Here is a 25,623-nt window from a genome sequence, read left to right on the forward strand (position 1 = left end):
AATCAGTGCACGATCATGCCCTGGTCCTCGTCGAATGCGGCCAACTGTGCTAGGCAGGTTGACCGGGGTAAACGTTTCTCGAATACACCCTGTGCTTTCGCGTGATCGCCATCAGTAATCGGCGATCCGGCGGGCCGCGGCGCCGCGCCGCCCGGCCGCAATCCCGGCCAAGCGGACTTCGGCCCCGGTCCGGTACGCGACCGCGTTGCGCCCCGACTGCTTCGCGGCGTAGAGCAGCGCGTCCGCGCTGAGCAGCTGTTGTTCGGCGGACACCGGCGCGGAATCGGCCATGGTGTGCTCGTGCGCCACGCCGGCGCTGACCGTCACCCGCAGCCCCGGTGCCATCTGCGCCCACGGGAACCGCTCCACCCGGGAACGTGCTGTTTCGCACACCGCGACGGCAGCCGCGGGTTCGATGTTCGGCAGCACCAGGACGAACTCCTCGCCGCCGTAGCGGGCGCAGAACGCGCCGGTCGGCAGCACCTCCTGCAGGAGGTCGACGACGCGTTGCAGCACCCGGTCGCCGAGCAGGTGTCCGTAGGTGTCGTTGACCTGCTTGAACCAGTCCAGGTCGACCAGCGCCACGGCCAGCCCGTGGTCGGTGCCGACGTGGTCGGCCAGCAGGTCGGCCAGTCGTTCGTCCAGGTAGCGGCGGTTGTAGCTGGCGGTCAGGCTGTCCCGCAGGCTCTGCTCGCGGGCCTCGGCGTGCTCCCGGCGCAGCCGGTTGACCTCGTGCCGCAGCTGCTCCGGCACCCGCGGTGCGTCCGCGGTGGACTTCAGGTCCAGCGCCGACCGCAGGTGGTGGTACGCCTGCCGCCACTGGCCGCGCGACGCGAGCAGGCTCGCGATCGATTCGTGCAGCTCGGCCATCCCGGTCCCGTTGGCCAGGTCCTGCCGGGAGCGTCGGCCGGGAGGCAGCGCGGTGGGCGGTTCGTCGTCACGCAGTGGCTCCGGCCCGGCGAAACCGTTGCGCAGCCCGGTCATCGCACTCACCTCCCGTCCGTGGTGTCGTCGGGTGGGACGGATTGCTTGAGCTGGTCTGACTCGCGCACCGCCCTAATTTGCTCAACCGGCTGACCCTGGCCTGGTCCGAATTGGCGAGCGCCGCACGATTCTGCAGCTGCCTAGGATGTGTACCGGGCCGAGGGGTGCGGGTGGAAGCAAAACGGATCGGACCCACCCGCACGGACGAGCAGACCAGTGTGTGTTTCTCGTCACCACATTGCAAGTTCATCGGTTTCGCCCGTCCTTAGCGTTACAGCGCTTGAGCGCGCAACAATTAACCGGTTGGACAAGGCGCGAATCCGTGCATTCGGCCGTCCAGCAGCACGAGGTGTTGCGAACCGATCTGGTGGCCGGTGGTGCTGCCCGCCGACCTGGTGGTGACCTCGACTCCGACCACCCAGATCTCGCCGCGCGGCTTGGCGCCGTCCGGGGCGAAACCCGGGTCCGGCCGCAGCGTCGACAATGCCGGGTCGAGTTCGACCGTGATCGTTCCGAGATCGCAGGTCTGGTCCTGGAAATCGGGATGTTGCGTGCGGCGGAAGAACTCCTGTTGCGATTGGGGTCCTTCCGCCGCGGCGGAGTTGCTCTCCGCGAAGTACTGCTCGGACAGTCGCAGCGACTCGGATTCGGTTGGCGGCTGGGCACATCCGGCCGCGAAAAGCAGCGCCGACACGCCGACGGGAAAAACCGATCGGTGGCGAATTCGGCGCGCCGCAACGGAATCGCGGGTCGTGGTGAGCTGCGCGGTCACTCAGCCGCCGCTGCTGTCGATCTCCGCGCCGACCGGCACGGTGGCGTCCTCCGGGTCGTCCAGCCAGCCCTCCGGGAGCACGACCTTGCCCGCCGAACCCTGGCGGCCGCGCGGGCCCTCGCCGTCGGCCGGGAACGGCACGTCAGGGTCGAGCCCGGCGAGCAGGTCGTCGAGCTGGGCGAGGCTGGACACCAGGCCGAACTGGTGGCGCAGATCGGAGCCGACGGGGAAGCCGCGCAGGTACTGGGCCATGTGCTTGCGCAGGTCGCGCAGGCCCTTCTCCTCGCCCATGTGGTCGGCGAGCAACTCGGCGTGCCGCCGGAGCACGGCGGCGACCTCGCCCAGCTTCGGCCCCGGCGGGATCGGCCGGCCGGCGAACGCGGCCTGCAGGTCGCGGAACAGCCACGGGCGGCCGAGGCAGCCGCGGCCGACCACCACGCCGTCGCAGCCCGTCTCGGCCATCATCCGGAGCGCGTCGTCGGCGCTGAAGATGTCGCCGTTGCCCAGCACCGGGATCGTCTTGACGTGCTCCTTGAGCCGCGCGATGGCGGTCCAGTCGGCGGTGCCGGAGTAGCGCTGGGCCGCGGTGCGGCCGTGCAGCGCGACGGCCGCGGCGCCGTTCTCCTCGGCGAGGCGGCCCGCGTCGAGGTAGGTGATGTGGTCGTCGTCGATGCCGATGCGGAACTTCACCGTCACCGGGACGCCCGCCGGTTCGGCCGCGCGGACCGCGGCCGAGACGATCTCGGCGAACAGCCGCCGCTTGTACGGCAGGGCGGAGCCGCCGCCCTTGCGGGTGACCTTCGGGACGGGGCAACCGAAGTTCATGTCGACGTGGTCGGCGAGGTTCTCGTCGACGATCATCTGCACGGCCTTGCCCATGGTCACCGGGTCGACGCCGTAGAGCTGCATGGAGCGGGGGTGCTCGTCCGCGTCGAAGGTGATCATTTCGAGGGTCTTCGGATGCCGTTCGACCAGCGCGCGGCTGGTGATCATCTCGCAAACGTAGAGCCCGGCGCCGTACTCCCGGCAGAGCCGCCGGAAGGCGACGTTGGTGATGCCGGCCATCGGCGCGAGCACGACCGGCGGATCGACCTCGTAGGGGCCGATCTTGAGGGCGGGCTTGCTCAGCGTCGCGGTCATCCCACCATTGTCGCCGACGCCCGAAACGACCTTCAGCCCCCGCGACTTCGGCGGCCGCGCTGGGGCCATCGCCCACCGTGGACCAGCCGGTCGGCGGAGGGGGGAGCGCGCTCCGGGCCTGTCGCGCCAGTGGTGTTTTCGCCTGAAAAAGGCCATCTTGAGCGGATGATCACCTATCTCGGCTCGGGGCCGTACTGCTACTCGAACTCCCTCGTCATGATGTTCGGTCCGGACGCGCCGGACGTCGGTGTCGTGGAGACGGCGACCGGGAGCCCGTTCGGAATGCAGCTGGTCGACGGGTCGCTGCCGTTCTTCGATCCGCCCGGCTGGAACCCCGAGATCGGCGTGGACGACGCGATGGCAGCCCTCGGCTGGGCCGCGGAGTCCACCAGCGGAGGCGGCGTCGACGCCGCGCTGGATCGCCTCTCGGCGTGCTTGGTGAACGGTCCGGTCGTGGTCGGCCCCGTCGAGATGGGGCATCTGCGGTACCAGCCGGGCAAGACCGGGCCCATCGGCGCGGACCACTACCTCGTGGCACTCGGCATCGACGACGAGCACGTGCTGCTGCACGACCCGCAGGGGTACCCGTACGCACGCCTGCCGGTGGGCGACTTCGTCGCGGCGTGGCGAGCCGACACCATCGATTACGGCAAGCCGTTCACCTTGCGCGCGAACTTCCACCGGATCGCGCAGGTCGATCCGGACGACGCCATCCGCGCATCGCTCGACCGCGCGGCCCACTGGCTGCGCGCCGAGCCGGACAGCGGCACCGCCGCGCTCGCCCTGGCAGAGCTGCTCGAATCCGGCTGCGAGGACGATCTGCGCGATCAGCTCGTCCACTTCGTGATCCGCGTTGGCGCGCGGCGGCTGGCGGACGCCGCGACGTGCTTGCACCGGGTCGGTCGCACCGGGGCGGCGGTCGTCCTCACCGAGCAGGCGCGGCTGGTCGGTGCGCTCCAGCACCCGCTGGTCACCGGCGACGACCGCGCAGCTGCTGCGGTCCTGCGCGCGCTCGCCCCGACCTACGACGTCTTGCGCCGCCACCTGGACGTGGAATAGGGCGCGGTCGGGCAGTTCGCGGCGCGGCGGTGCGGGCGTTGGCCGGAAGCGGTCAGGTTGGCGCGGCGGGGCTTCCGGCGGGCCAGGCTTCAAACATGGCGGACCCCAACTGCATCCACATGAAGCCCGAGGACTTCGAGCACCTGTCCCGGGTGCTCACCGCGGTTGGCGAGGACATGCAGACCGGGTGGAACCGGCACCGGGCGGCGATCGAGGCGAGCGAGTCGCGCATCGGCCGCGATCTGCTGGGGAGTGCGTTCCGGTGCGAATACGGCCCGGCCCGGGAATCCGTTCTCGCGCTGGCAGATCCGTTGCCGGGGCGGTGGCTGACGCAGGAGCAGAACGGCACGGACGCGGTGGCGCTCTACTTCCTCGCCCAGCAGGACGCCACCGGCTGCTTTCCTCGATAGGAGGGCGCGTGCCCATTCCAGAACCCGCCGATCCCAACGGACTCCGGGATGCGGTGAAAGCGACGGGTTACACGGCCTGGTGGTGGCCGGAGACCAACGAGGACGACATGTACGAGCTGTCCCGCGCCTGGCACGACGCCGCCACGGACTTCACCACGATTCCGGTCCGGTCCGGTGAATTCGGCGAAGCGTGGCCGGACCCGGCGGGGACGCTGTTCGCCGGGCAGGTCGAGGACATCGTGGACGTGACGGAGACGGTTCGGCTGAGCTGCGAGCAGAAGAGCAACCACGCCGCCTTGTTCGCGGACATCGTAGGAGCGGCGAAACGCGATATTGCCGCACGCGTCCTCCGCAACAGCGCGTTGTACGCGTGGGCTTCGAAGCGGCCGCTCGTCGTTCACGGCGTGGCCGCCGAGGTGGTGCGCATCATGGACGATGCCGCGAAGTCGGCGGAGTACCTCGATTCCGGTGTGGCCGCCCAGTTTAGACCCGGAGACGCATTCGCCGAGTTCCGCGACGTCCTGAACTTCATGACCGGCGAAATGGTCAACAACTCCAAGGATCCCAGGACGCGGGAACTGATCGAGAAGAACCGGTTGGCCGGTTTCCTGGACGTGCTGGACGACGTGCGCGACCCGCCGGAGAACTTCCTGGACATATTCGAATCGGACGACCTGTCCGAGAAGCTCAACCGTTCTGGTGCCTACGCGGAGTGGTTCGAACTGGTCAAGCCCGGAGGGGAATGGGACCACAAGTCGTGGATCCTCGACATGACGGTCGAGGACAACACGGCGACCCCGATTCCTGGAACGTCCGGGGAAATCCGGTACGACATGTGGTCGAACATCCACTACGGCTACGTCGGCAGGGAGGCAGGATTCAGCGCGGACGACCTGCACACCGGCGCCGACGTCGCCGACTACGGCACCCAGGGGCACACCGACCCGGCGGACCAGGCCGCCGTGCAGTTCGGCATGGACCTGCACGAGAAGTACGGTCCGGACGCGCTCACGCCCGAAATCGTGCAGCAGGAGATCATCGCGAACTACGACGACCTGGTCCGGTCCGGCGTGATCCGCCCGATGTGACCCTGATCAGCGGATCTGGCGGTACTGCTGGGCGTCGTCGCGGTCGCGGAGCACCACACCCGCCGCCTGGAGCTGGTCGGCCAGGTCCGCCGCCGCGCCCGCCTGCTTGTCGGTCAGCGCCCTGGCGCGGGCGCGCAGCAGCCCGTTGGCGTGCTCGTCGAGGCCCGGCTGCCCGTCCGTCCAGCGCCGGAACTCCTGCTCGTGCGGATCGGTCATGCCCGCCCACGGGTAGCCGAAGCGTTCGAAGGTGGTGCGCACGGCGGTCTTGGAGAGGTCGGAGGCCTTGTGGCGGGCGAGCTGCTTGGTCTGCGCGTCGAGGAACACCAGTTCCTTGCCGTCCAGGAACACCGAGCCGATCGCGTCGCGCGGGATGTGGCGGTCGGCCCCGTCCTGCCGCAGGCCTACGCACGCGGCGTTGACCGTCAGCACCAGGGCTTCCTTCTGCGCCATGCTCGCCAGCCAGACACCGATCAGGAGGCCGGCGAGGGTGAGGACGGGTACCGCCCAGACGGTCGGCAGGGCGGCGGCCAGCCGCAGCGGGCCGGGCGCGTCGCCCACGGCGTCGAGGATCCACTCCACGACCGGCTTGACGAGGAATCCCAGGCCGAAGCCCGCCGCGCCGCAGCCGATGCCCAGCAGCCACAGCACGACGTTGGGTATGCGGAGGGTCACGGACGTTTCGGTGGTGGTCATGCGGGTTCTCCAGCGGGTTCGCACGGGTGGGAGAGCAACTTCGAGACGATCCGGCGCAGCATGGGCCGCGGGTCGCGGCCGGGGTCGGCGTTGACGAAGGCGCCGTCGATGACGACCTCGATCGCCTCCGCCGTCTCGTGCGGATCCAGCGCCGGATCGATGGCCCCGGTGCGGATGCCGCGCTCCACGAGTTCCGCGAACCCGGCGCGCAGGATCGCCGCGTTCTGGCCGATGACCTGCATCAACTCCGGGTCCTTGCCGGCCTGCCGCAGGATTTCGACGAGGAGGCCCGGGGCGATCGGATCCATCGCCTCGACCGACAGCTCGTCCACCATCGTCAGGATCGACGCCACCGGGTCCTCGCCGGCGGTGCACCGCCGCACCAGCTCGCGGGACGTGGGCAGGTCCTGTTCGAAGATCGAGCGGAACACGGCGCGCTTGTCGGCGAAGTAGTAGAAGACGCTCCCCGAGCTGACGCCCGCGGCCTTCGCGATCTCCGCCGCGGACGTGTTCTCGAAGCCCCGCTCCGCGAACAACGTCGCGGCCGCCTGCGTGATCGCCTTGCGTCGCGCCGCGGAGCGCGCCGGATCGACTGTTCGAGCCATGCCACCAGGCTAGCAAATTAACTGATTGGTCAGTTAAAGAACTGGCGCGAAAGTAGGGCGCCTCCGGGCCGAGTGGCCGGAGGCGCCCTGCGCTAGTGCGTCAGAACGTGGCGTTGGTGCAGGCCAGGCGGCCGCCCGCCGTGCCGGCCTTGCCGGGCTCCATGTGGGTGTGCATCTCGTGGATCACGAAGGACTTCGCGTCCTGCCGGCTGTCGAACGACCAGTTGCCCTCTGCGGTGGCCGTGGCGTTGCCCTGGGCGTCGGTGTGGAAGTCCAGCCACACCTCGTTCTGCGGGTTCGCGTAGGCCGGGTCGACCGACGGCTTCACCGGGTCGGCCTTCTCCTGGAAGTGCGGGCCCGCGTCGTCGCCGGTGGGGCCGCAGGGCTTGGTGTGCACGTGGGCGCCGTAGTCGCGGTTCGGCTGCAGGCCCTCGGCGTTCACCGTGATCTTGGTCTGGCCGTTGGTGCGCTCCGAGGTCAGGTTGACGCGGGAACCGGGCGGAACCTGCTCCGGGTTGTAGGTGATCGCGGTGGCGCCTTCCTTGTAGGGCTCGAAGGTCGCCGACGTCTGCTTGGCCGCCTGGTGCTGGCCGTGCTCCTGCGTGGCGGGCTGCCCGGGCGGCGGTGGGGCCTCGCCGCCACCGCAACCGGCGACCAGCACGGTCGCCGTGCACAAGGCGAGGACCGAACCGGTCAGGCGAGCGCTCTGGTGAAGCATGAGGTATCCGTCCTTTGTCGCTACTGTCTGAATCGACGCCGATTCTGCCCGTGATCGCCGACGCGTCGAAAACCGGCGTCCAGCGGTGGCCCGGATCGAGCGTATGACTGCAGGCGGCCCGTGTCCTGTCGCGTGAACAGGGGTACGAAAGCCGCGGATCGCGTCCCAGATGGCGAGCGGCCGGCCGCGCGGGCGGGGCAAGATCATAGATTGTGGGCATGGGGTTATCGCGGGGTGCGGATCGGACCTGGCTGGTGGCGTTGGCCACCGCGATGTGGGGCACCGATGCCCTGTGGCGGCAGCCGCTCGCGACGAGCCTGCCGTCGGCGAGTGTGGTGTTCTGGGAGCACGTGATCATCGTGGTGCTGCTGGCGCCGTTCCTGCCGCGCGCGTTGCGGGCGCTCCGGGCCTGCGGCTGGCGGGAACGCGTTGCGATCATCGTCGTCGGGGTCGGCTCGTCCGCGCTCGCGACCGCGCTGTTCACCACCGCTTTCAAGTACGGCGATCCGGTGACGCCGCTGGTCCTGCAGAAGCTGCAGCCGATCTTCGCGGCCGTCGCCTCGTTCGCACTGCTGCGCGAGAAGCTGCGCGGGCGCTACTTCGCCTTCGCGATCCCGGCCCTGATCGGGGCCTGGTTGCTGGCGTTCAAGAATCCGCTGCACATCGAGGTTTCGCAGGTGGTGCCCGCGCTGCTGGCGCTGGGCGCCGCGGTGCTGTGGGCGGCCGGGACGGTGCTGGGGCGGTTCGTCAGCCGCAGCGTTCCCGCGCGCGACGTCACGACGCTGCGGTTCGCCATCGGGCTGCCCGCGGCGTCGGTGATCTTGCTCTCCAGCGGGGCGCCGGTGGCGGTGGGCTGGCACAACGCGTTCGGGCTGGTGCTGTTGGCGCTGATCCCCGGGCTGCTCGCGCTTTGGCTCTACTACATCGGTTTGAGCACCACGCCCGCGGCGCGGGCGACGCTCGCCGAGCTGTCGTTCCCGGCGACGGCGGCGATCGTCGGCGTCTTCGTGCTGGGGGCGGAGCTGAGCGCGACTCAGTGGGCCGGGTTCGTGATCGTGGTGGCGATGGTGGCAGCGCTCGGCTGGCACGAGCGGGTCAGCAGCACGAAGCTCGTCATCGTCCCGGAGACGACGCGAGTCTGACCACAGCCGGGCGGCTCGGCGTTCCGGCGGTCGTCTTGCTGTTGCACGACGTTTTCCCGTGGTGGCGCGTCCCTTGGAGTGGCGAACCGCTTGGCCACGCGGTGAGCGGCGGCGATTTCGCGAGAAATCGCCATCTCGCGAGAGTGAGGAACGCCGGTTTCGCGCGAAACCGTCGCCCGGTGGGCGTGGGGTGCGCTGGTTTCGCGCGAAACCGTCGCCCGGTGGGCGTGGGGTGCGCTGGTTTCGCGCGAAACCGGCATCTGGCAGGCGTGGGGATGGCGGTTTCGCGCGAAACCGGCATCTGGCAGGCGTGGGGATGGCGGTTTCGCGCGAAACCGCCGTCGGCGCGAGTTCTTGAGCCGTCGTGATAGCCGGCCTGGGTGCCCAGCGGACTGTGGACACCTGGCCGGTTCAGGGGGCTGGGCGCCAGCCTCGCTTGCGGCCTCGGGGGATGATCACCGCCGCTATCGTCACCGCCGCGATCACGACCGCCGCCGCCGTTGCCACCACTGCCGCCGTCACCTCTGGCGTCGTGTCCACTGGCGGTGGCATGTGGACCGCTGCCGGGGCGATGGGCGGCTTTCCTCCTGCGGCGGGGAATTCCGCCGTCAGCGCCGCCTCCGGGTCGATGACACCGCTGCCGAGCAGCGGGTCCGGGGCGTTGCCCGGCGGCGGGTAGGCGGTGTCGCGCAGCCGGCGGACGATCTCCTGCGGGGACAGCGCCGGGCGGTACGACAGGACGAGTGCTGCCGTGCCCGAGACCTGCGCGGCCGCCACCGCGTCGCCGCCCGAGACGAACAGGCCGTTGCCGCGCGGGCCGATGCCCGTCATCATCGCGCCCGGGGCCGCGAGGTCGACCTTGATCTGGGGCGCCGAGGTGCGGACCGGGGCGCCGTTCGGGGCGATCGCCGAGACCGCGATGGCCTCGGGATATGCGCCCGGGAACGACGGGACCGCCTTGTCCGGGTCGCCGGTCGAAGCGGGTGCGATGACGACCGCTCCGGCCGCCGTGGCGTCCCGGACGGCGGCGGCGAGGGCGCCGTTTCCTTCGGTGACCGCGGCCGAGACCTGGACGACCCGGGCACCACCCGCGACGGCCGAGCGGATGCCGTTGGCCACGACGTCCGCCGTGGCGTTGCCCGCATGGTCGGTGGCGCGGACGGCCACGATGCGCGCGCCGGGTGCGATGCCGGTGAATCCGCCGTCCTGGCGGGGTGTGGCGGCGATCAGGCCCGCGACGAAGGTGCCGTGGCCGACGCAGTCCTCCCCGGCGTTGGCGACGCGCCCGGCAAGGGCCGGGGACGTCGCGTCCACGCCGGTGTCGACGACCGCGACCGTCACGCCCGCGCCGTTCGCGTGCTGCCAGGCGCGGTCGGGGCGGAGCATCGCCTGCGCCCACGGGATGTCGTTGGTGTCCACTGTGGACGCAGTGCGGCAGCCCTGGTAGCTCGACAGGACCGGGGTGATCGGTGGCAGGTCCGGCGCGGCGCTCGCCGCCGGCGCGGAAAGCACCGAGATGACCCCGAAAACGGCCGCCCACTTGGCACAAGTTCGCACGCCCCGAAGCTAAGCCCTGGAGCCCGAGGGCGACACGTCCCGAAAAGGGGATCGCCCCGAAGCGAGCGGTGAGTGAACGGGCCGCTCTCTTCAGCACTGGGGCCTGAAGCTCGACCGGCCGTGCGGTGAATTGCGTTTTGCCTGGTTGGGGCCCGTGAGTGTTTTGTGTTGCTATGGCAGCACAAAACACTCACGGGTCTCCACCTGCGGAAATGTAGGCCTGGCGCGTTGTCTCGCCCCTGCGTGGGTTATAGGGGGAGGTCGGAGGGTTGGAGGTTCCGGAGGTCTTCGAGGGTCGGCGACTGCAGGCTGCTGATGCGGCCCGCTTGGCGGGTCATCGTCGACTCCAGGAGCTGGCGGGCGTAGCGGGCGTTGCCGAAGTTCCGGTCTCGCGGCACCTGCTCGAAGTGGTCGAGCAGCGCCGCTCGGACGACTTCGTCGCACTCGTAGCCGTTGGTCTCCGCCGTGCGCTCGAAGATGCTGACCAGCTCCGATGCCGTGTAGTCCTCGAACTGCACGTGGCGGGAGAACCGCGAGCCCAGGCCCGGGTTCGAGTCCAGGAAGTCCTGCATCTCCGCCGGGTAGCCCGCGACGATCACCACCACCTCGTCGCGGTGGTCCTCCATCAGCTTCACCAGCGTGTCGATCGCTTCGCGGCCGAAGTCGTTGCCGCCCGAGGACGTCAGCGTGTACGCCTCGTCGATGAACAGCACGCCGCCGCGCGCCCGCTCGAACGCCTCGCGGGTGAGCTGGGCGGTGTGCCCGATGTACTTGCCGACCAGGTCGGCTCGCGCGACCTCCACCAGCTGGCCGGTCGGCAGCACGTCCAGCCCGGCCAGCACCTCGCCGTAGAGCCGGGCCACCGTGGTCTTGCCGGTGCCGGGCGGCCCGGCGAAAACCAGGTGGTTGCTGATCTTCGGCGTCGGTAGGCCCGCCGCGGCCCGCCGCTTGTTCGCCTCCAGCAGGTTGACCAGGTCTTCCACCGCCGACTTCACCGAGCCGATGCCGATCATCTCGCGCAGCCTGGTCAGCGCCGACGGCTTGTCATCCGCCGGGGGTTCCGGCTCGACGCCCACGTCTTCGGGCAGCATTCGGGACAGCTCCGGGCCGCCGGCGTCCGGCAGCGCAGCCAGCCGGACGGCCTGCCGGTCGATCATCTCCTCGAAGAGCTTGCGGGCGGCGCGGCCGTTGCCGAAGTCGGCGCCGCGGTGCATCCGCCCGAAGTGCTGTTCGAGGGCTTCGCGGGCGCCTTCGCCGAGCTTGTAGCTGTGCGCCCCGCACATCCGCTCGACGATGGTCACCAGCTCGGGCACCGAGTAGTTCTCGAACTCGATGGTGCGGTTGAAGCGCGACGCCAGGCCCGGGTTGGAGGCCAGGAATCCCTGCATCTGCTCGGAATATCCGGCCGCGATGACCACCACGTCGTCGCGGTGGTCCTCCATCAGCTTCACCAGCGTGTCGACCGCCTCGCGGCCGAAGTCGACACCGCCGCCCTCCTGCGCGTTCAGCGTGTACGCCTCGTCGATGAACAGCACGCCGCCGAGCGCCTTGTTGAACGCCTCGGTGGTCTTGATCGCGGTGCCGCCGACGATCTGCGCGACCAGGTCGGCGCGCGCGACCTCCACCAGGTGGCCGCTGCGCAGCGCGCCGAGCGAGGCGAGCACCTCGCCGTAGAGGCGGGCGACGGTCGTCTTGCCGGTGCCGGGCGGCCCGGCGAAGATCAGGTGCCGGCTCATCGGTAGCGCGGGCAGCCCGGCCGCCTCGCGGCGCTTGGCCATCTCCGTCAGGTTCACCAGCGTCGTGACCTGCTCCTTCACCCCGTCCAGGCCGACGAGCGCGGCCAGCTCGACCAGCGGCCCGGCCTCGGTGTCGGTGGTGTTGGCGTTGTCGCGGCTGTCCAGGTTCTCGATCTCCAGCCGGTCGCCGCCGCCGCTGCTGCCGGGGCTGTTCGGGGTGTTGACGCCCGAGCCGCCGTTGCCGGTGGCCGTGCAGTTGGTCACCGAGACCGGTTCGGTCGTCTCGACGCGGACGCCGTCGCGGGTGTTGTCGACCAGCTCGCACTCGTCGAGCGTGGCGCGGCCGCCGTTGCTCACCAGCACGCCGTGGCCGTCGTTCTTGCGGATCTTGCTGCGCAGCATGGTCAGTTCCGCGTGGTCGGCGACCGTCACGCCGTCGCCGGTGCAGTCCTGCACCTCGCAGTCCCGGAACATGCCGGTGCCGCCGGGTTCCACGGCCACGCCGGTGGCGGCCCGGATCACGGTGCCGCTGACGTACGGGTCGGCGTCCTCGCCGATCCGCAGGCCGACCTTGGCGACGTCGCCGATCTCGGACTCCTCGATCCGGCCGTGCCCGCCGCCGAACACCGAGATCCCGTCGCCGCGGACCTCCTGCACGGTGACCCGGCGCAGCATCGGGTTCGCCCCGGCGCCCACGCTGATCCCGGTGCCCTCGACGTCGCGCACTTCGAGCCGGTCGAACTCCGCGACCGACTCGTCGGTGAGCACCACGCCTTCCTTCGCGCTGTCGTGCACGGTGGTCTCGCGGAAGACCGGCCCGGCTAACTCGCCGACGTGGATGGCGGCCTGCTTGGTGCCGAACACCCGCAGTTGTTCGTAGCTGCCCTTGGCCTTGTCGGTGATCAGCAGGCCGTGCGCCTTGCTGCGGCCGACGCGGCAGCCGGTCAGCACCGGTTCGCTGCCGCCGAGCACCACGACGCCGTGCTCCCGGGTGCCGGTGATCGAGCAGTCCCGCAGCGTCGGGCGGCCCGTGCTGTTCAGGTAGGCGCCGATCGCCACGTCCTTGACGGAGGTGTTGCTGATGGCGGTGCTGCTGGCGCCTTCCAGCGCGATGGCGGGCTTGTCGGTGCGGGAGATCTGGCAGTCCTCGACGGTGCCGCGGGATTCGGCGTTCGCGCAGATCCCGTTGCCGCGGCTGTCGCGGAGCACGCAGCGGCGGATCGTCGGCGCGGCGCGATCGCTGATCACGATCGCCGAGCTGCCGAGGTGCTCGATCACGCTGTCCTCGACGACGCTGCCGGCCTCGGAGGTGTCGACGATGCCGGCGCCGGAGGAGTTGGTGACGCGGCAGTCTCGCATCGCCAGCGAGCCGGATTCCCTGGCCAGCACGGCGGTCCAGGCCGAGCCGGTGACCTCGCAGTCGTCCATCGCGGCCTGGCCGCGCGGAACGTCCACAGTGGGCAGTTCGGGGTCGCGGCCGCGTAGCACCAGGCCGCTGAGCTGCACGGCCTCGGAGACCACCCGCACCGCGCTGCCGCGGACCGGGGCCAGCTCCACGGTGCGCGAGCCCTCGGCGGCCGTGATGGTGACGACCTTGGTGATCACCAGGTTCTCCTGGTAGCGGCCGGGGTGCACCGAGATGACCGCTCCCGGGCGGGCCTGCTCCAATGCCGCCGTGATGGTCCGATGACCGTCGGGCCCCTCCGGGCGGACCGAAAGCACAGGCCGTGCCACGCCACTCTCCTCCATCGACCGCGCGGATCCAACGACCGCTAAATCCGCTTTGCGTTGAAACGGTGTTCCCAGCCTGCCTTGCGCGGTGCGCGAGCGTTAGTCCCAACAACGTCGCCCGCCGACCCCTTTTCATGGGACTCCCGGAGCGTGGTTGCCGGGAGGTTAAATGGAACGGACGATTCGGAGAGCCGGCCGTCCCACCCGGACCGGGCGAACGCACTTAAGGACTGTTTCGAGAGTGGCTTGCGCAGCGGTGCGGGTGGCGGGAACCCGGCATGGAAACCCCGACAGCAGCACGGACCGCGCTCGCGGAGAACCCCGCGGGCAGGTCCACGAGAACCCGCAGCGGCGAACGCCGCGACCCGCACCGCGAGCGGCCACCGCCGCCGATGGAACAGATCTCAGGGGTGACCAGACGTGGCCAGGGTGAGCAAGGCGCTGGTCGCGATGTGCCTCGCGTCGAGTGCGGCCGGGTGGGCGCTCGGCCGCTGGACCCGCCGCTACCCGCAGACGGAACTCCGCTGGCTGCGGCAAGAACTCACGGACGCGAGCAACGCGCTGATCGAAGCGGAGCAGGGCCGGGCCGACCTGCGGCGCTCGCAGCGCGAGCTGATCACCGCCATCTCCCACGAGCTGCGCACCCCGCTGGCCACCATCCGCGCCGCGGCGGAAGCGCTGCAGGACGGCGTGGCGCAGGAACCCGAGCGATACCTGGAAAGCCTGGTCGGCGGCGCGCAGCGGCTGAACCGGGTGACCGGCGACCTCTTCGAGCTGGCCCGGATCCAGGCGGCACCGGTGGACCGGATGCCGACGCGGCTGGCGGATCTGCTGGATTCGGCGCTGGCGACGGCGCTGCCGGTCGCCTTGGAGCGCGGAGTGCGGCTGCACGGCGTCGGCCTGGACAGCGCGATCGATCCGGTGCTGGTCGACATCGCGGTGACGACGCGGGCCCTGACGAACCTGGTGATGCACGCGGTGCGGCACACGGCGCCGGGCGAGCCGGTGACGGTGACGGCGGTGGTGTCGGGCGACGAGATCGAGGTGATCGTGGTCGACGGCTGCGGAGGGCTCGCCGACTTAGGAGGTTCCGTCGACCCCGGCGACGCCGGCCTGGCGATCACCCGCGGCCTGATCCGGGCGCACGGCGGAGACGTCCGGATCGACCAGGTCACCGACGGCTGCCGCTTCATCGCCCGCGTCCCGGCGGGCATTTCGTGATGTAGCGGCGGGCGACCGGGCGTGCTCGACGACCCGCGAAGTCAGGTCAACGGTGACCGGGCGCGTGGGTCGGGGCATCGCGCCCGGTCACCGGGGTGGGCCGGTGCGGGTGGGGTTTGGGGGAGGTCACCGCACCGGCCCTGCTCGGGTGTCGTGAGTGCTGGCTCCGGTAAGAACCGGAGTGAGCGCTCACGAGCTTTTACGGGCGCAAGTGGTGGCGCCCGGTGGGTTCGTCTGGGTCAGTAGTGGGGAATTCCGGTGGTATGCGGGGATGTTCGTATTCCGAGCCGTGTTCTTCTCGGGTTTCGGATTCGATGTCGGCTATGAGGTGCCAGACCGTGTAAGCGCCTTCGCCGCCTCCGGCGTGCTGCCCCGTTGTCGCGAAGGCGATGGCTCGTGCGGGGATCTGGGTGGTGAGCATGGCGAGGATCAGCAGGTTGAACAGGACGAACGTGCTGAGCTGAATCCAGAACATGGTTTCTCCCTATTGTTGATGTTTCCGCTGGTCAGTGGTCGTGAGTGGTTGTGGCTGCTCTAGCGGCCACAACCACTCACGACCACCCGGCGGTGATCCGCCGCCAGCAGTCCATGCAGGTGTCCTCGCGGATCCAGTCCACTTCGGAGCGATCGTGCAGCTCCGCTGCGTCCGCTTCTGCCCCGCAGAACGCCACCACCGGCTTCCCGGCAGGGGTTTTCGTTGCTGTGATGGGGAAAGCGTGGCGGCCTCCCGTGACCGGGCGCCAGACGTAGGTCAAGTAGTCGGACATCAAGACCTCGCTTTCTTGAACGGTTTAGGCAAGTTTGCCTGATGTCAGGCAAGGTGATCAATTACACGAAAGAGCGAGATCAAACGGGTGGTGGGGCGCTCGTAAGCTGTGCCCATGTCGGACACCCCACGGGCACGCGCTCTGGCGAAGGAACTTCGGGCCGCTCGCAACGCTGCGGGCTTGACCGCGCGGGAGTTAGCTCGCGTGCTGGGCTGGTCCGAGGCGAAGATCAGCCGGATCGAAACCGCGCGACGCGGAATCCTGGTGCAGAACGTCGAAGCGATGCTCGACGTCCTCGGGATGAAGGGCGAAGACCGCGAACGCCTGCTGAAGATGGCCCGCGACATCCGCGAACCGGCCTGGTGGGAGCTCGGCAGGGACCTGCCGCAACAACTCACGGCGCTCATCGACGCGGAGCAGCGAGCCAAGCGCATCACACACGTGTCGCTAAACCTGGTCCCAGGTTTGTTGCAGACTCGCGCTTACACCCGACAAATCATGGAATCCTCCGGCCTCGGTGACAGTGGGCTTGAAGAGCGGGTGTCGATTCGTCAAATGCGCCAGGGAATTCTGAGCAAGCGGGACCCTGTCGAGCTGTGCGCCTATATCGACGAGACAGTGTTCCTCAGGCCCATCGGTGGTCCCCATGTCATGGCAGAGCAGCTTCGACAGGTCATCTCGGCTAGCGAGATGGCCAACGTGACGGTCCGCGGCCTCCCCTGTGTGCTCGGCGCGCATGCCGGCCTGAGCGGGACGTTCGTACGCTTCGACTTCGTCAAGTCTCGCCCTGTCATCTTCTTGGAGGCGCGCCGCTCGGGCGCGTTCATCGACGAGCCAACCGACGTGGCACTTTTCTCGGAAGCAGTGCAATTACTCGAAAAGCAGGCATCCGATCCGAGCACCTCGCGCGAGATACTGAGGAAGTACGTGCACCAGTACGAGAGCGAGGCGACATGACGACCGAGTTATGCGGTTGGCGCAAGTCCAGCTACAGCGGTGCCGAGGCGGACTGCGTGGAGGTGGGCTGGTCGAAGTCCAGCTACAGCGGCCCGCAGGGCAACTGCGTCGAGGTTGGCTGGCGGAAGTCTTCTTACAGCGGTGGCGAAGGCAACTGCGTCGAGGTGGGGGCGGGCCCCGGCCTGGTTGGGGTTCGGGATACGAAGGACCGCGACGGGGGCACCCTGGTGTTCTCCCGGGCTCAGTGGGCTGCTTTCGTCGGCGGGCTTCGTCGCCGGTAGATCGCCCTACGGCTGGGTTGGGCCGAAGCGGTAGCCGACTCCCCAGACCGTGATCAGGACCGTTGGGTTCGCCGGGTCCGTTTCGATCTTCTCGCGCAGTCGGCGGACGTAGACGCTCACCATCGACGAGTCGCCCACCTGCCATTGCCAGACTCGCTGCATCAGCTCGTCCTTGCGGAACGTCGTTCCGGGGTTCGCGAAGAAGAACTCCAGCAGGTCGCGTTCCCGGCCGGTGAAGCGCAGTGGTTTGCCCGCCTTGGTGACCTGGCGGGTCGTCGGGTCGAACGTCAGGTCCTCGATCCGCTGGAGGTGGGACGGCGGTTCCGGCGGCTGCTGCTGCGCGGGCGCTGAGCGGCGCAGCAGCGCCTGGGCGCGCAGCACCAGCTCGCGGGGGCTGAAGGGCTTGGTGACGTAGTCGTCCGCGCCGAGTTCGAGGCCGTGGATCCGGTCGTCCTGCTCGCCGAGCGCCGTGACCAGGATGATCGGCACCGAGCTCTGCTCGCGGAGCTTGCGGCACACGTGCGTGCCGTCCAGGCGCGGCAGCATCCGGTCCAGGATCACCAGGTCCGGGTTGAAGGCGGCGAAGCCGTCGAGCGCCATGACGCCGTCGCTGGCCACCGCGACCAGCATCCCGGCGTGGTTGAGGTAGCTGGCGATGACCTCGGCCATCATCGGATCGTCCTCGACCACGAGCACCCGGTGCCGACGCATTCCGCCCGGGCTCGCGCTGGAAGGTCCGCTGTTCACCGCTCGCCTCCGCTCAATCCCGACAGAGCCGAAGACTATCCGGTCCGCGGCGCGGCCAGCGTCGCTGCCCGAACGGGCAACCGAATCGCCCCCCGATCTTCGCCATGCCGAGACGTTGGTACGAGCGGGCCGGAGATTTCCGGTTTTACCCAGGCGCGCGCGGGTCCGGGTGGTCTTGCTCGGCGGCGGATTGCGGACCACTCATGACGGGTCTTGCGGGAACGGCAGGACGACGGTGCGTTGGGTGTGGCTGAAGATGATGGACGTCCGCACGTTGACGATCTCCCGCCGCTCGGTGAGGCGGTCGAGCACGAAGGAGTTGAGGTGGTCGTTGTCCGTGACGGCGATGTGCAGCAGGAAGTCGTCGTCACCGGACATGACGAACACCGACAACACCTCCGGCAAGGTCTCCACGAACTTGGTGAACGACTCGATCACCGAGCGGTTCGGGGGGCGCAGCCGCACCGCGACCATCGCCTGCACCGGGCGACCGATCCGGCGCAGGTCGACCTCCGCGCGCCGGCCGCGCAGGACTCCCTGCCGGGTCAGCCGGCGGACCCGTTCCAGACAGGTGGACTGCGCGGTGTTCAGCCGCGTGGCCAGCTCCTTGTTCGTCAGGCCCGCATCCTCCTGCAGGAGCGTGAGCAAGGCCGTATCAAGTTCGTCCATGGTCACCGTTCAAAGCCATAAGTCGAGCAAAATTCGGTAAATCGTCTCGACCTATGAATCTAACACATATTTGGGATATTTAAGCCGTAGATACTGCTACCGTCGCCGCCATGACTCTCCGTGACGACACTGCCGTGGAAGTCGTCACCGGCACCTCTGCGGGCGCGCGCCGGGTTCCGTCGCGCGCCCTCGGCCTGTCCGTGGCGGCGGTGCTCGCGGCGGCGCTGATCTGGAGCAGCTCGTTCGCGGTCACCAAGGTGGCCCTCGCCGAGATCCCGCCGATGACCATCGGCGCGCTCCGGTTCGTCCTCGCGGCCTTGGTACTCGGTGTGCTGGTGCACGCCAAGCAGGACAAGCGCCTGCCCACCGCGCGCCAGCGGATCACGATCGGGATCGCCGGGCTGTTGGGCATTTCGCTCTACTTCGCCCTGGAGAACGTCGGTGTCGACTTGGCCTCCGCGACCGACGCCACGCTGATCGTGGCGTCCTACCCGATCATCACGCTGGTGCTGGAACTGCTGCTCGGTCGGGCCGGCTTCTCCGTCGTGCGACTGGTCGGCATGCTGGTCGCCATCGGCGGCGTGTGGCTGGTGGTGCGCGACGGCGCGACCGACCATGGGGCCGATCATCTGCTCGGCGACGTCATCCTGATCCTGGGCGGTGTCGTGTGGGCCGCGTACAACCTGGTCGCCCAGCGGAACAAGTCGGGGGCCTCGCCGATCGTCGTCACCTACTACCAGACGGTGGCGGGTGCGGGCGGCTTCGTCGTGTTGTCGCTGTTCGAGATCGACCGGTGGTCCGTGCCCTCGCCCGGCGGCGCCCTGCGCATCGCGTTCCTGGCGATCGTGTGCTCGGTGGTGGCGTTCCTGCTGTACAACTACGGCCTGCGCGGGCTGGTGCCCAGCGTGGCGGTCAACCTGCTCAACATCGTCCCGGTCGCAGGCCTGGGGTGGGCGGTGCTGCTGGCCGACGAGACCCTGGCCGGCACCCAGGTCGTCGGCGGCGCGGTGGTCATCCTCGGCGTCGTGCTGGGGCTGTACCGCGACTCGCGCGACGGCGCGGAGGCCGGGACGGAACGGGAAGAAACCCCGGTGGAAGGGCGATAGATGGCTGAGAAAGCCGATTACAAGTGCGCGATCGTGGTCAGCGACCAGCTGCCGACCGGGCTGGGGGCCAACGCTGCCGCCGTGCTGTCGCTGACCCTGGGCCACCGCGTGGACGGCCTGGTCGGCTCGGACGTCAAGGACGCCACCGGGGTGATCCACCCCGGCATCGCCTACGTGCCCGTGCCGATCCTGAAGGGCACGCAGGACCAGGTCGACGCCATCGTGCAGGCCGCCGCGGCGCACGACGACGTGTTCTTCGTCAGCTTCAGCTCGCTGGCCCAGGGGTGCCGGACCTACGAGGAGTACATCGACAAGATGTCTGCCACCCCGACCGCCGACCTCAACAGCGTGGGCGTCGGGCTGCACGGCCCGCGCAAACCCGTCAACAAGATGGTCGGAGCGCTTCCGCTGTTCCGCTGACCCCGGCGCCCGCAGTGAGCCGGGCGGCGCCATTCTGAAACGACCCCTGATATCGGGAGCCCCACGAATCACCGCCCTTGCGCCGGGTTCTTCAGGTGCGGCGTCTGCAACAGGGACGTCTTGCGGCGGGTGATGTATTGCGCCCGCCCCGTCGGGAGCTTCTGCGGCCGCACGTCGTGGAAGACCGGGCCTTCCGACGGCGGGCAGGACAGCAGCACCGCCGGCGTGTTCACCTCCTGCATCCGGCGCAGCAGCGGGTCGTAGGAGGTGCGGGCCAGGCCGTTGGCGCTGCGCGCGACGATCACGTGCAGGCCGATCTCGTGCCCCTGCGCCAGGCAATCCAGGATCGGGACGAACGGGTTGTCGTGCGGGTCCGTGCTCACCATGTCGTAGTCGTCGACGATGAAGAACAGCTCCGGGCCGTGCCACCAGTCCCGCTTGCTCAGCCGGGCCGGGCTGATCTCCGGGCCGGGCACGCGTTCCCGCATGGCCCGCGACGAACCCGCCACCGCCTCCCGCACGATGTCCTTCGACACCGCATAGCCGAGCCGGTACTCCTCCGGCACCGTGTCGAACAGCTCGCGACGGAAGTCCACCAGCGTGATCCGGGCCTGGTCCGGGGTGTACTGCCCGGTGATCGAGCGGGCGATGTGCTGCAGCAGGTTCGTCTTACCCGTCGAGTCGTCACCGGCGATGATCAGGTGCGGGTGCTCGGTGAAGTCGTGCCACAGCGGCTCGATGTCGTCGCCGGACAGGCCCAGCGGGATCTGCAGCCGACCGCGCGGCGCCGGGAGTTCGGCGACGTCGAGGACCGGCGGCAGCATCTTCACCCGCGGCGCGGCCTGGCCGTTCCAGGACGATGCGATCGTCGAGATCAGCTCCTGGGTGCCCTCGGAGGTGTCGCCGGCGCCGTCCAGGCGCGGCAGGCCGGCCAGGAAGTGCGCCCGGTCCTCGGTCAGGCCGCGACCGGGGATCTTCGGCACCGTCGCCGCGGCCCGCATGTTGATCGTCGACTCCACCGGGTCGCCCAGCCGCAGCTCGAACCGGGTGCCGAGCTGGTCGCGCAGGCCGCCGGTGACCTCGCCGGCGCGGGTCGCGGTGATGATCAGGTGGATGCCGTAGTTCAGGCCGCGCGAGGCGAGCAGGGCGAACTGCGGCACCAGGTCCATGAAGTCCTGGCGGATCGTGCCCCAGCCGTCCACCACCAGGAACACGTCGCCGTACTCCTCGTCGGCGAGCTCGCCCGCCGCGCGCCGCCGCCGGTAGGTGGCCATCGAGTCCACGCCGAGCTGGGCGAACCGCTGTTCGCGGTCCTCCAGCACGGCGGTGACCTGGTTGATGGTGCGCATCATGCGCTCGGTGTCGAGCCGGCCGGTGACGCCGCCGACGTGCGGCAGCCCGCTCAGCGACGACAGCGTGCCGCCGCCGAAGTCCAGGCCGTAGAACTGCACCTCGCGCGGGGTGCGGGTGAGCGCGAGCCCGGTGATCAGGGTGGCCAGCAGGGTGGACTTGCCGCTCTGCGGGCCGCCTGCGATGAACACGTGCCCGCCCGCGGCGGACAGGTCGGCCAGCAGCGGTTCGCGCCGCTGCTCGAAGGGGCGGTCGATCACGCCGACCTGCACCTGCAGGTTGCGCTGCGCGGCGTCGATCGTGTTCAGCCCGCGGGCCGGGTCGATCGTCAGCTGCGGCAGCATCTCCTCCAGCGTCGGCGACGCGTCCAGCGGCGGCAGCCACACGGTGTGCGCGGGCCGGCCGCCCTCGTCGGCCAGCCGCTGCACGGCGGTTTCCAGCAGCGATGCGCCGCCCTCGTCCTTCTGCTCCTCGGGCTCGTGGGCGACCGGCAGTTCGCGCGGCGGGATGTAGGAGGTGCTGAACGGGACGATCTGCCGCTCCACCACGGACTGCCGGACCTCCCGCCGGGCCTGCCGGTAGGTGCCCGACACGTAGGCGGCCTTGAACCGGGTCAGACTGTCCACACCGGTCTTCAGGTAGCCGGCGCCGGGCTGCGACGGCAGTTGGTGCGCGTCCGGAACACCAAGCACGCCACGGCTTTCCATCGCCGAGAAGGTCCGCAGACCGATCCGGTAGGAGAGGTGCGATTCGAGCTGGTGCATGCGGCCCTCGTCGAGGCGCTGCGAGGCCAGCAGCAGGTGCACGGAGAGGCTTCGGCCGAGTCTGCCGATCATCACGAACAGGTCCATGAACTCGCGGTGCGCGGCCAGCAGCTCGCTGAACTCGTCGACCACCACGAACAGCGTCGGCAGCGGATCCAGGTCGGCGCCGTCGGCACGGGCCTTCTCGTATTCGGTGGCGGAGCTGAAGTTCCCGGCCTTGCGCAGCAGCTCCTGGCGGCGGATCAGCTCGCCGTGCAGGGCGTCCTTCATGCGCTCCACCAGCGCCGCCTCGTCGGCGAGGTTGGTGATGACCGCGGAGGTGTGCGGCAGCTCGTCCAGGCCGAGGAACGTCGCGCCACCCTTGAAGTCGACGAGCACGAAGTTCAGGGTTTCCGACGAGTGCGTCAGCGCGAGCGCCAGCACGAGGGTGCGCAGCAGCTCGGACTTGCCGGAACCGGTGGCGCCGATGAGCATGCCGTGCGGGCCCTGGCCGCCCTGCGCGGACTCCTTGATGTCCAGCTCGATCGGCGTGCCGTCGCCGGTGACGCCGATCGGCACCCGCAGCCGGGCGTTGCCCGACTTCCGCTGGGCCTGCAGCTTGGCCACGTCGAAGCCGTGCAGGTCGCTGATGTTGAGCAGGGTGGTCAGCTCGAAGTCGGAGGTCAGCGGCTCGGTGGTGTCGGTGGAGATGGCCAGCCGGTAGGGGGAGAGCAGGCGGGCAAGGGACTCGGCGCGGAGGGTGCTGAGCGCATCCGGTCGGCCGATCGGGGAGTGGTCTTCCTTGCCCGCCCGCCCGATTCGCACCAGCTCGGCGTTGTCGGGGGAAACGTGCATGAGCAGGGTGCGGGGATCGGTCTGCCAGTCCAGAGCGGCACCGAGGTCGAGGACGGTGACGTTGCGGTAGCCGCTGGTCGCCAGCCGGCTGTTGGGCGCGGTGTGCGCGCCGTCCAGGACGACCAGCACGTACGGCTCGCCCTGCCCGACCTGGGCGTCGCGCTCGAAGTACGGCCGCCCGGCGATCTCCTCGCCGAGCAGGCCTTCCAGCTCGCCGGCGGTTTCGGCGACCAGCCGGACCGGGCCCGCGCCGTCGGTCTCGGTCGGGTGCAGGCAGTGCGGCAGCCACTTCGTCCACTGCCAGTGGTCCAGCTCCCGGCCGAGGATCACGATCCGCAGGTCCTGCGGCGCGTGCAGCACCGCCAGCTGCGCGATCATCGACCGGACCATCGCGCGAGCGACGTCGGCATCGCCGCGCAGCAACACCCGGGCGTAGGCGCGCAGGTAGAGCGGCACCGGCTGGTCGGGCACCGTGCCGTAAGCGCGGATGAACCGGCGCAGCGCGTGCGCGGACAGCGGTTCGAGGTCTTCGATCGGCTTGGTGTTGATCTCCGTGATCCGGGTGCCGAGCTGCTGCTCGCCGACCGCGATGCGGACCTCGCCGAAGTCCGGGTGCTCGGGGCGCACCTCCCACAACCGGGTGGTGCCGACCAGCGACCACGCGGCGGTCGGATCCGGGTGCCGCCAGGTCTGCGCGTGGCGCTGCTCCACAACGGTCTTGCGCACCTGGCGGCGGATCTGGCCCAGGTAGCGGAGGTAGTCGCGGCGGGCGCCGGTCACCTGCTGCTTGCGTTCCGAGGCGGAGCGCAGGAAGTTCGCCGCGAGCATGCCGAGCGCGGCCAGCACCATCATGCCCATGGCGAAGTACATGATCTCGCCGCCGCCGCCCATGCCGGGGCGGAGGAAGATCATCACCATCGCCAGCGAGCTCAGCGCCATCGGCAGATAGGTGATCATCCCGGAGAAACCGCTCTGCTTCTCGGGCAGCTCCGGTGGTTCTTGGAGGGTGAGCTCGCCCGTCGGCATCGGTGGACCCGATTGCCGCTCAGGGCGACGGAACAGCGTGACGCTCACGCGATTTCCCTTCCCGCTCGGGAAAACTTGCGACCAGGGAAAGACTTCCACCGGCGACCGGGATTCGCAGGTCACGTAAATCGGCGACAGCACCATTACCGAATTCCGCTTTATGGTTTTGCCAGGACGGCGACGCACATCGTCAACGCGAACCTGCCGGCGCCGCCGCCCCAGTCTCGGGCGCAACTGTCCCCCGGTGTTCGAGGCGGTTACCGACGACGTTGGGCATCGAAGCATGGGTCCGGTGCCCGACGTCGCCGTTCGGCGAAAACCTCCGGAAAGGGAGCGTGAACCGGCGTGAGCACTAGCGCAGTTGCGGGACTGTGCCGCTTGTCCATCCGGGCACCTGATCGACACTTCGATCTCGCGGTACCGACCGACGTTCCGCTGATCGACCTGATGCCGACCATCATCAGCTACGCGGGCTCCCAGGTGGAGGAAGCCGGCCTGGACCACGGCGGCTGGCTGCTGCAGGAGGTCGGTGGCGAGCCGCTGGACGAGGAGGCAACGCCGGAGGCGCTCGGGCTGCACGACGGGCAGACGCTCTACCTCCGCTCCCGGCAGGAAGCCATGCCCGCGGTGCACTTCGACGACCTCGTCGACGGCATCGCGAGCGGGATGCAGGAGCGCGCCGGCTCCTGGACGGCTACCGGGACCAAGCGGCTGCTGCACGCGTTGACGCTGGTAGTGGCCGGGATCATCTGGCTAGGGCTGCTGCTGCCCGGCGACTCGCTGGTGCGTTCGGTGGCCGCGGGCGTCGTCTCGCTGCTGCTGCTGGCGGCGGCCGGTTCGGCTTCCCGGGCCGTCGGCGACGCTTTCGCGGGCACCGCTTTCGGCATTGCGGCGGTGCCGTTCCTGGCGCTCGCCGGCTTCCTCGCGCCCGGCCCGGAGGCTTCCGGGATGGCGGCGCTGCTCGCGGCCTCGGCGACCGCCGCCGGTGGTGCGGTCCTCGCGCTGGCGGCGTCCGGCACGCACGCGCACGCGTTCCTGGGCGTGCTGGTGGTGTGCGTTTTCGGTGTGGTGACCGCGCTGTTGATGCTGCTCATCGGCTCGCTCGCGGAGGCGATGGCCGCGACGGCCGTCATCGCGGTCATCTTCGGCGCCTTCATCCCGGGGCTGGCCTTCCGCGTCGCGGGGCTGCGGATGCCGCCGCTGCCGACGAACTCCGAGCAGCTGCAGGAGGGCATCGAGCCGCACCCGAGCCGGAACGTGCTCGACCGCACCGAGGTCGCCGACAACTACATGACCGCCCTGTACCTGGCGGTCGGGCTGGTCTGCGCGGCGGCCATCACCGGCCTGCTCACCGAGCCGGACTGGTCCACCTACACGATGGCCGGCGTGCTCAGCGCGGTGCTGCTGCTGCACGGCCGCGACGTGGGCGGGATCTGGCACCGGCTCTCGGTGGTCGTCCCCGGCGCCTTCGGCGGCACAGTGCTGGTCCTGGTGCTGGCGCAGCAGGACCTCTTCGGACGGCTGCTGCTGTTCGTCGGCGTGGCGCTGCTCGGTGTGGCGCTGATGGTCGCGGGCTGGGTCGTCCCGGGCAAGCGAATGGTCCCGTATTGGGGACGGGCGGCGGACATCCTGCACGTGCTGCTCGCGGTGAGCCTCCTCCCGCTGATGCTGACGGTGCTAGGAGTCTTCGGCCTGATCCGCGCCATCAACGGCTAGTTCCCTTGTTTCCAGGCTCGTTCTGGGTGGCGGTGCGGGTAGCGGAACCTGAGAGGTCATCTCGACTCCGGGATCCCCGACTTATGTATGTCCAATACGCGGCGTCGGGGCTGTCCTCGCGAGAAGACCT

At 69.7% G+C, this 25,623-nt stretch carries 23 protein-coding genes; 10 read left to right on the plus strand and 13 right to left on the minus strand.

Annotation, left to right across the window (positions count from 1 at the left end; translation table 11 throughout):
- Positions 1-111: 111 nt before the first annotated feature.
- From BLW84_RS10460 to dusB, 3 genes are all read right to left on the minus strand, one after another.
- On the minus strand, positions 112-984 hold the full coding sequence (locus tag BLW84_RS10460; RefSeq protein ID WP_093264228.1) for a GGDEF domain-containing protein: 873 nt from the start codon (positions 982-984) through the stop codon (positions 112-114).
- Positions 985-1,279: 295 nt separating this feature from the next.
- Positions 1,280-1,678, minus strand: a complete 399-nt coding sequence (locus BLW84_RS10465) for a hypothetical protein (protein WP_245761055.1) — start codon at positions 1,676-1,678, stop codon at positions 1,280-1,282.
- A 78-nt stretch (positions 1,679-1,756) separates the two neighbouring features.
- Complete coding sequence (gene dusB / locus BLW84_RS10470) at positions 1,757-2,896, minus strand: tRNA dihydrouridine synthase DusB (protein WP_093264230.1); 1,140 nt, start codon at positions 2,894-2,896, stop codon at positions 1,757-1,759.
- 165 nt (positions 2,897-3,061) lie between these two features.
- Here dusB and BLW84_RS10475 point away from each other — a divergent pair, with 165 nt between their 5' ends.
- From BLW84_RS10475 to BLW84_RS10485, 3 genes are all read left to right on the plus strand, one after another.
- Positions 3,062-3,955 carry a hypothetical protein gene (locus tag BLW84_RS10475; protein ID WP_093264233.1) on the plus strand — a complete coding sequence of 298 codons (894 nt, stop codon included), beginning with the start codon at positions 3,062-3,064 and terminating at the stop codon, positions 3,953-3,955.
- Positions 3,956-4,050: 95 nt separating this feature from the next.
- On the plus strand, positions 4,051-4,365 hold the full coding sequence (locus tag BLW84_RS10480) for a hypothetical protein (protein WP_143060911.1): 315 nt from the start codon (positions 4,051-4,053) through the stop codon (positions 4,363-4,365).
- 8 nt (positions 4,366-4,373) lie between these two features.
- Entirely contained in the window at positions 4,374-5,453 is a 1,080-nt protein-coding gene (locus BLW84_RS10485; protein ID WP_093264239.1) for a WXG100-like domain-containing protein, read from the plus strand.
- A 6-nt stretch (positions 5,454-5,459) separates the two neighbouring features.
- Here BLW84_RS10485 and BLW84_RS10490 read toward each other — a convergent pair whose 3' ends face one another.
- The 3 genes from BLW84_RS10490 to BLW84_RS10500 form a co-directional block, all read right to left on the minus strand.
- Positions 5,460-6,146, minus strand: a complete 687-nt coding sequence (locus BLW84_RS10490) for a YqeB family protein (protein WP_218157269.1) — start codon at positions 6,144-6,146, stop codon at positions 5,460-5,462.
- Positions 6,143-6,751 carry a TetR/AcrR family transcriptional regulator gene (locus BLW84_RS10495; protein ID WP_093264242.1) on the minus strand — a complete coding sequence of 203 codons (609 nt, stop codon included), beginning with the start codon at positions 6,749-6,751 and terminating at the stop codon, positions 6,143-6,145. Before BLW84_RS10495 ends, BLW84_RS10490 begins: the two co-directional genes overlap by 4 nt.
- 100 nt (positions 6,752-6,851) lie before the next feature.
- The gene (locus BLW84_RS10500; protein WP_177226392.1) at positions 6,852-7,469 is read right to left on the minus strand and encodes a superoxide dismutase family protein; all 618 of its coding nucleotides are present in this window, start codon (positions 7,467-7,469) and stop codon (positions 6,852-6,854) included.
- Positions 7,470-7,687: 218 nt separating this feature from the next.
- Between BLW84_RS10500 and BLW84_RS10505 the strand changes: the two genes are divergently transcribed.
- Positions 7,688-8,611 carry a DMT family transporter gene (locus tag BLW84_RS10505; protein WP_093264245.1) on the plus strand — a complete coding sequence of 308 codons (924 nt, stop codon included), beginning with the start codon at positions 7,688-7,690 and terminating at the stop codon, positions 8,609-8,611.
- Positions 8,612-9,022: 411 nt separating this feature from the next.
- Here the strand turns inward: BLW84_RS10505 and BLW84_RS10510 are convergent, their stop codons facing one another.
- Positions 9,023-10,168 (minus strand): S8 family serine peptidase, encoded by a 1,146-nt coding sequence (locus BLW84_RS10510; RefSeq protein WP_093264248.1) that lies wholly within the window; start codon positions 10,166-10,168, stop codon positions 9,023-9,025.
- Between the two features lie 248 nt (positions 10,169-10,416).
- A complete protein-coding gene (locus tag BLW84_RS10515) occupies positions 10,417-13,638 on the minus strand; it encodes a right-handed parallel beta-helix repeat-containing protein (RefSeq protein ID WP_093264251.1) in 3,222 nt (1,073 codons plus the stop codon).
- Positions 13,639-14,055: 417 nt separating this feature from the next.
- Between BLW84_RS10515 and BLW84_RS10520 the strand changes: the two genes are divergently transcribed.
- Positions 14,056-14,856 (plus strand): sensor histidine kinase, encoded by an 801-nt coding sequence (locus tag BLW84_RS10520; protein WP_093264253.1) that lies wholly within the window; start codon positions 14,056-14,058, stop codon positions 14,854-14,856.
- Positions 14,857-15,055: 199 nt separating this feature from the next.
- Here BLW84_RS10520 and BLW84_RS10525 read toward each other — a convergent pair whose 3' ends face one another.
- Positions 15,056-15,331, minus strand: a complete 276-nt coding sequence (locus BLW84_RS10525) for a hypothetical protein (RefSeq protein ID WP_093264256.1) — start codon at positions 15,329-15,331, stop codon at positions 15,056-15,058.
- A gap of 76 nt (positions 15,332-15,407) precedes the next feature.
- Positions 15,408-15,623, minus strand: a complete 216-nt coding sequence (locus BLW84_RS10530; RefSeq protein ID WP_093264259.1) for an HC3 family zinc finger protein — start codon at positions 15,621-15,623, stop codon at positions 15,408-15,410.
- A gap of 114 nt (positions 15,624-15,737) precedes the next feature.
- On the opposite strand from BLW84_RS10530, the gene BLW84_RS10535 reads away from it, so the two are divergent.
- The gene (locus BLW84_RS10535) at positions 15,738-16,580 is read left to right on the plus strand and encodes a helix-turn-helix domain-containing protein (protein ID WP_143060912.1); all 843 of its coding nucleotides are present in this window, start codon (positions 15,738-15,740) and stop codon (positions 16,578-16,580) included.
- Positions 16,577-16,861, plus strand: coding sequence for a DUF397 domain-containing protein (locus BLW84_RS10540; protein WP_093264264.1), 285 nt, complete (start codon positions 16,577-16,579; stop codon positions 16,859-16,861). Before BLW84_RS10535 ends, BLW84_RS10540 begins: the two co-directional genes overlap by 4 nt.
- Before the next feature lie 6 nt (positions 16,862-16,867).
- Here the strand turns inward: BLW84_RS10540 and BLW84_RS10545 are convergent, their stop codons facing one another.
- Both BLW84_RS10545 and BLW84_RS10550 read right to left on the minus strand, forming a co-directional pair.
- A complete protein-coding gene (locus BLW84_RS10545) occupies positions 16,868-17,608 on the minus strand; it encodes a response regulator transcription factor (RefSeq protein ID WP_342743134.1) in 741 nt (246 codons plus the stop codon).
- 201 nt (positions 17,609-17,809) lie between these two features.
- Complete coding sequence (locus tag BLW84_RS10550; protein ID WP_093264378.1) at positions 17,810-18,277, minus strand: Lrp/AsnC family transcriptional regulator; 468 nt, start codon at positions 18,275-18,277, stop codon at positions 17,810-17,812.
- A gap of 110 nt (positions 18,278-18,387) precedes the next feature.
- Between BLW84_RS10550 and BLW84_RS10555 the strand changes: the two genes are divergently transcribed.
- Positions 18,388-19,383, plus strand: a complete 996-nt coding sequence (locus BLW84_RS10555; RefSeq protein WP_093264270.1) for a DMT family transporter — start codon at positions 18,388-18,390, stop codon at positions 19,381-19,383.
- Positions 19,384-19,803, plus strand: coding sequence for a DUF2000 domain-containing protein (locus BLW84_RS10560; protein ID WP_093264272.1), 420 nt, complete (start codon positions 19,384-19,386; stop codon positions 19,801-19,803).
- Positions 19,804-19,871: 68 nt separating this feature from the next.
- On the opposite strand, the gene eccCa is transcribed toward BLW84_RS10560, so the two are convergent.
- A complete protein-coding gene (gene eccCa, locus BLW84_RS10565; RefSeq protein ID WP_218157270.1) occupies positions 19,872-23,777 on the minus strand; it encodes a type VII secretion protein EccCa in 3,906 nt (1,301 codons plus the stop codon).
- A gap of 345 nt (positions 23,778-24,122) precedes the next feature.
- Here eccCa and eccD point away from each other — a divergent pair, with 345 nt between their 5' ends.
- Entirely contained in the window at positions 24,123-25,493 is a 1,371-nt protein-coding gene (gene eccD / locus BLW84_RS10570) for a type VII secretion integral membrane protein EccD (RefSeq protein WP_093264275.1), read from the plus strand.
- Positions 25,494-25,623: the final 130 nt, after the last annotated feature.

Source organism: Saccharopolyspora shandongensis (assembly GCF_900106995.1).
Classification (GTDB): domain Bacteria; phylum Actinomycetota; class Actinomycetes; order Mycobacteriales; family Pseudonocardiaceae; genus Saccharopolyspora; species Saccharopolyspora shandongensis.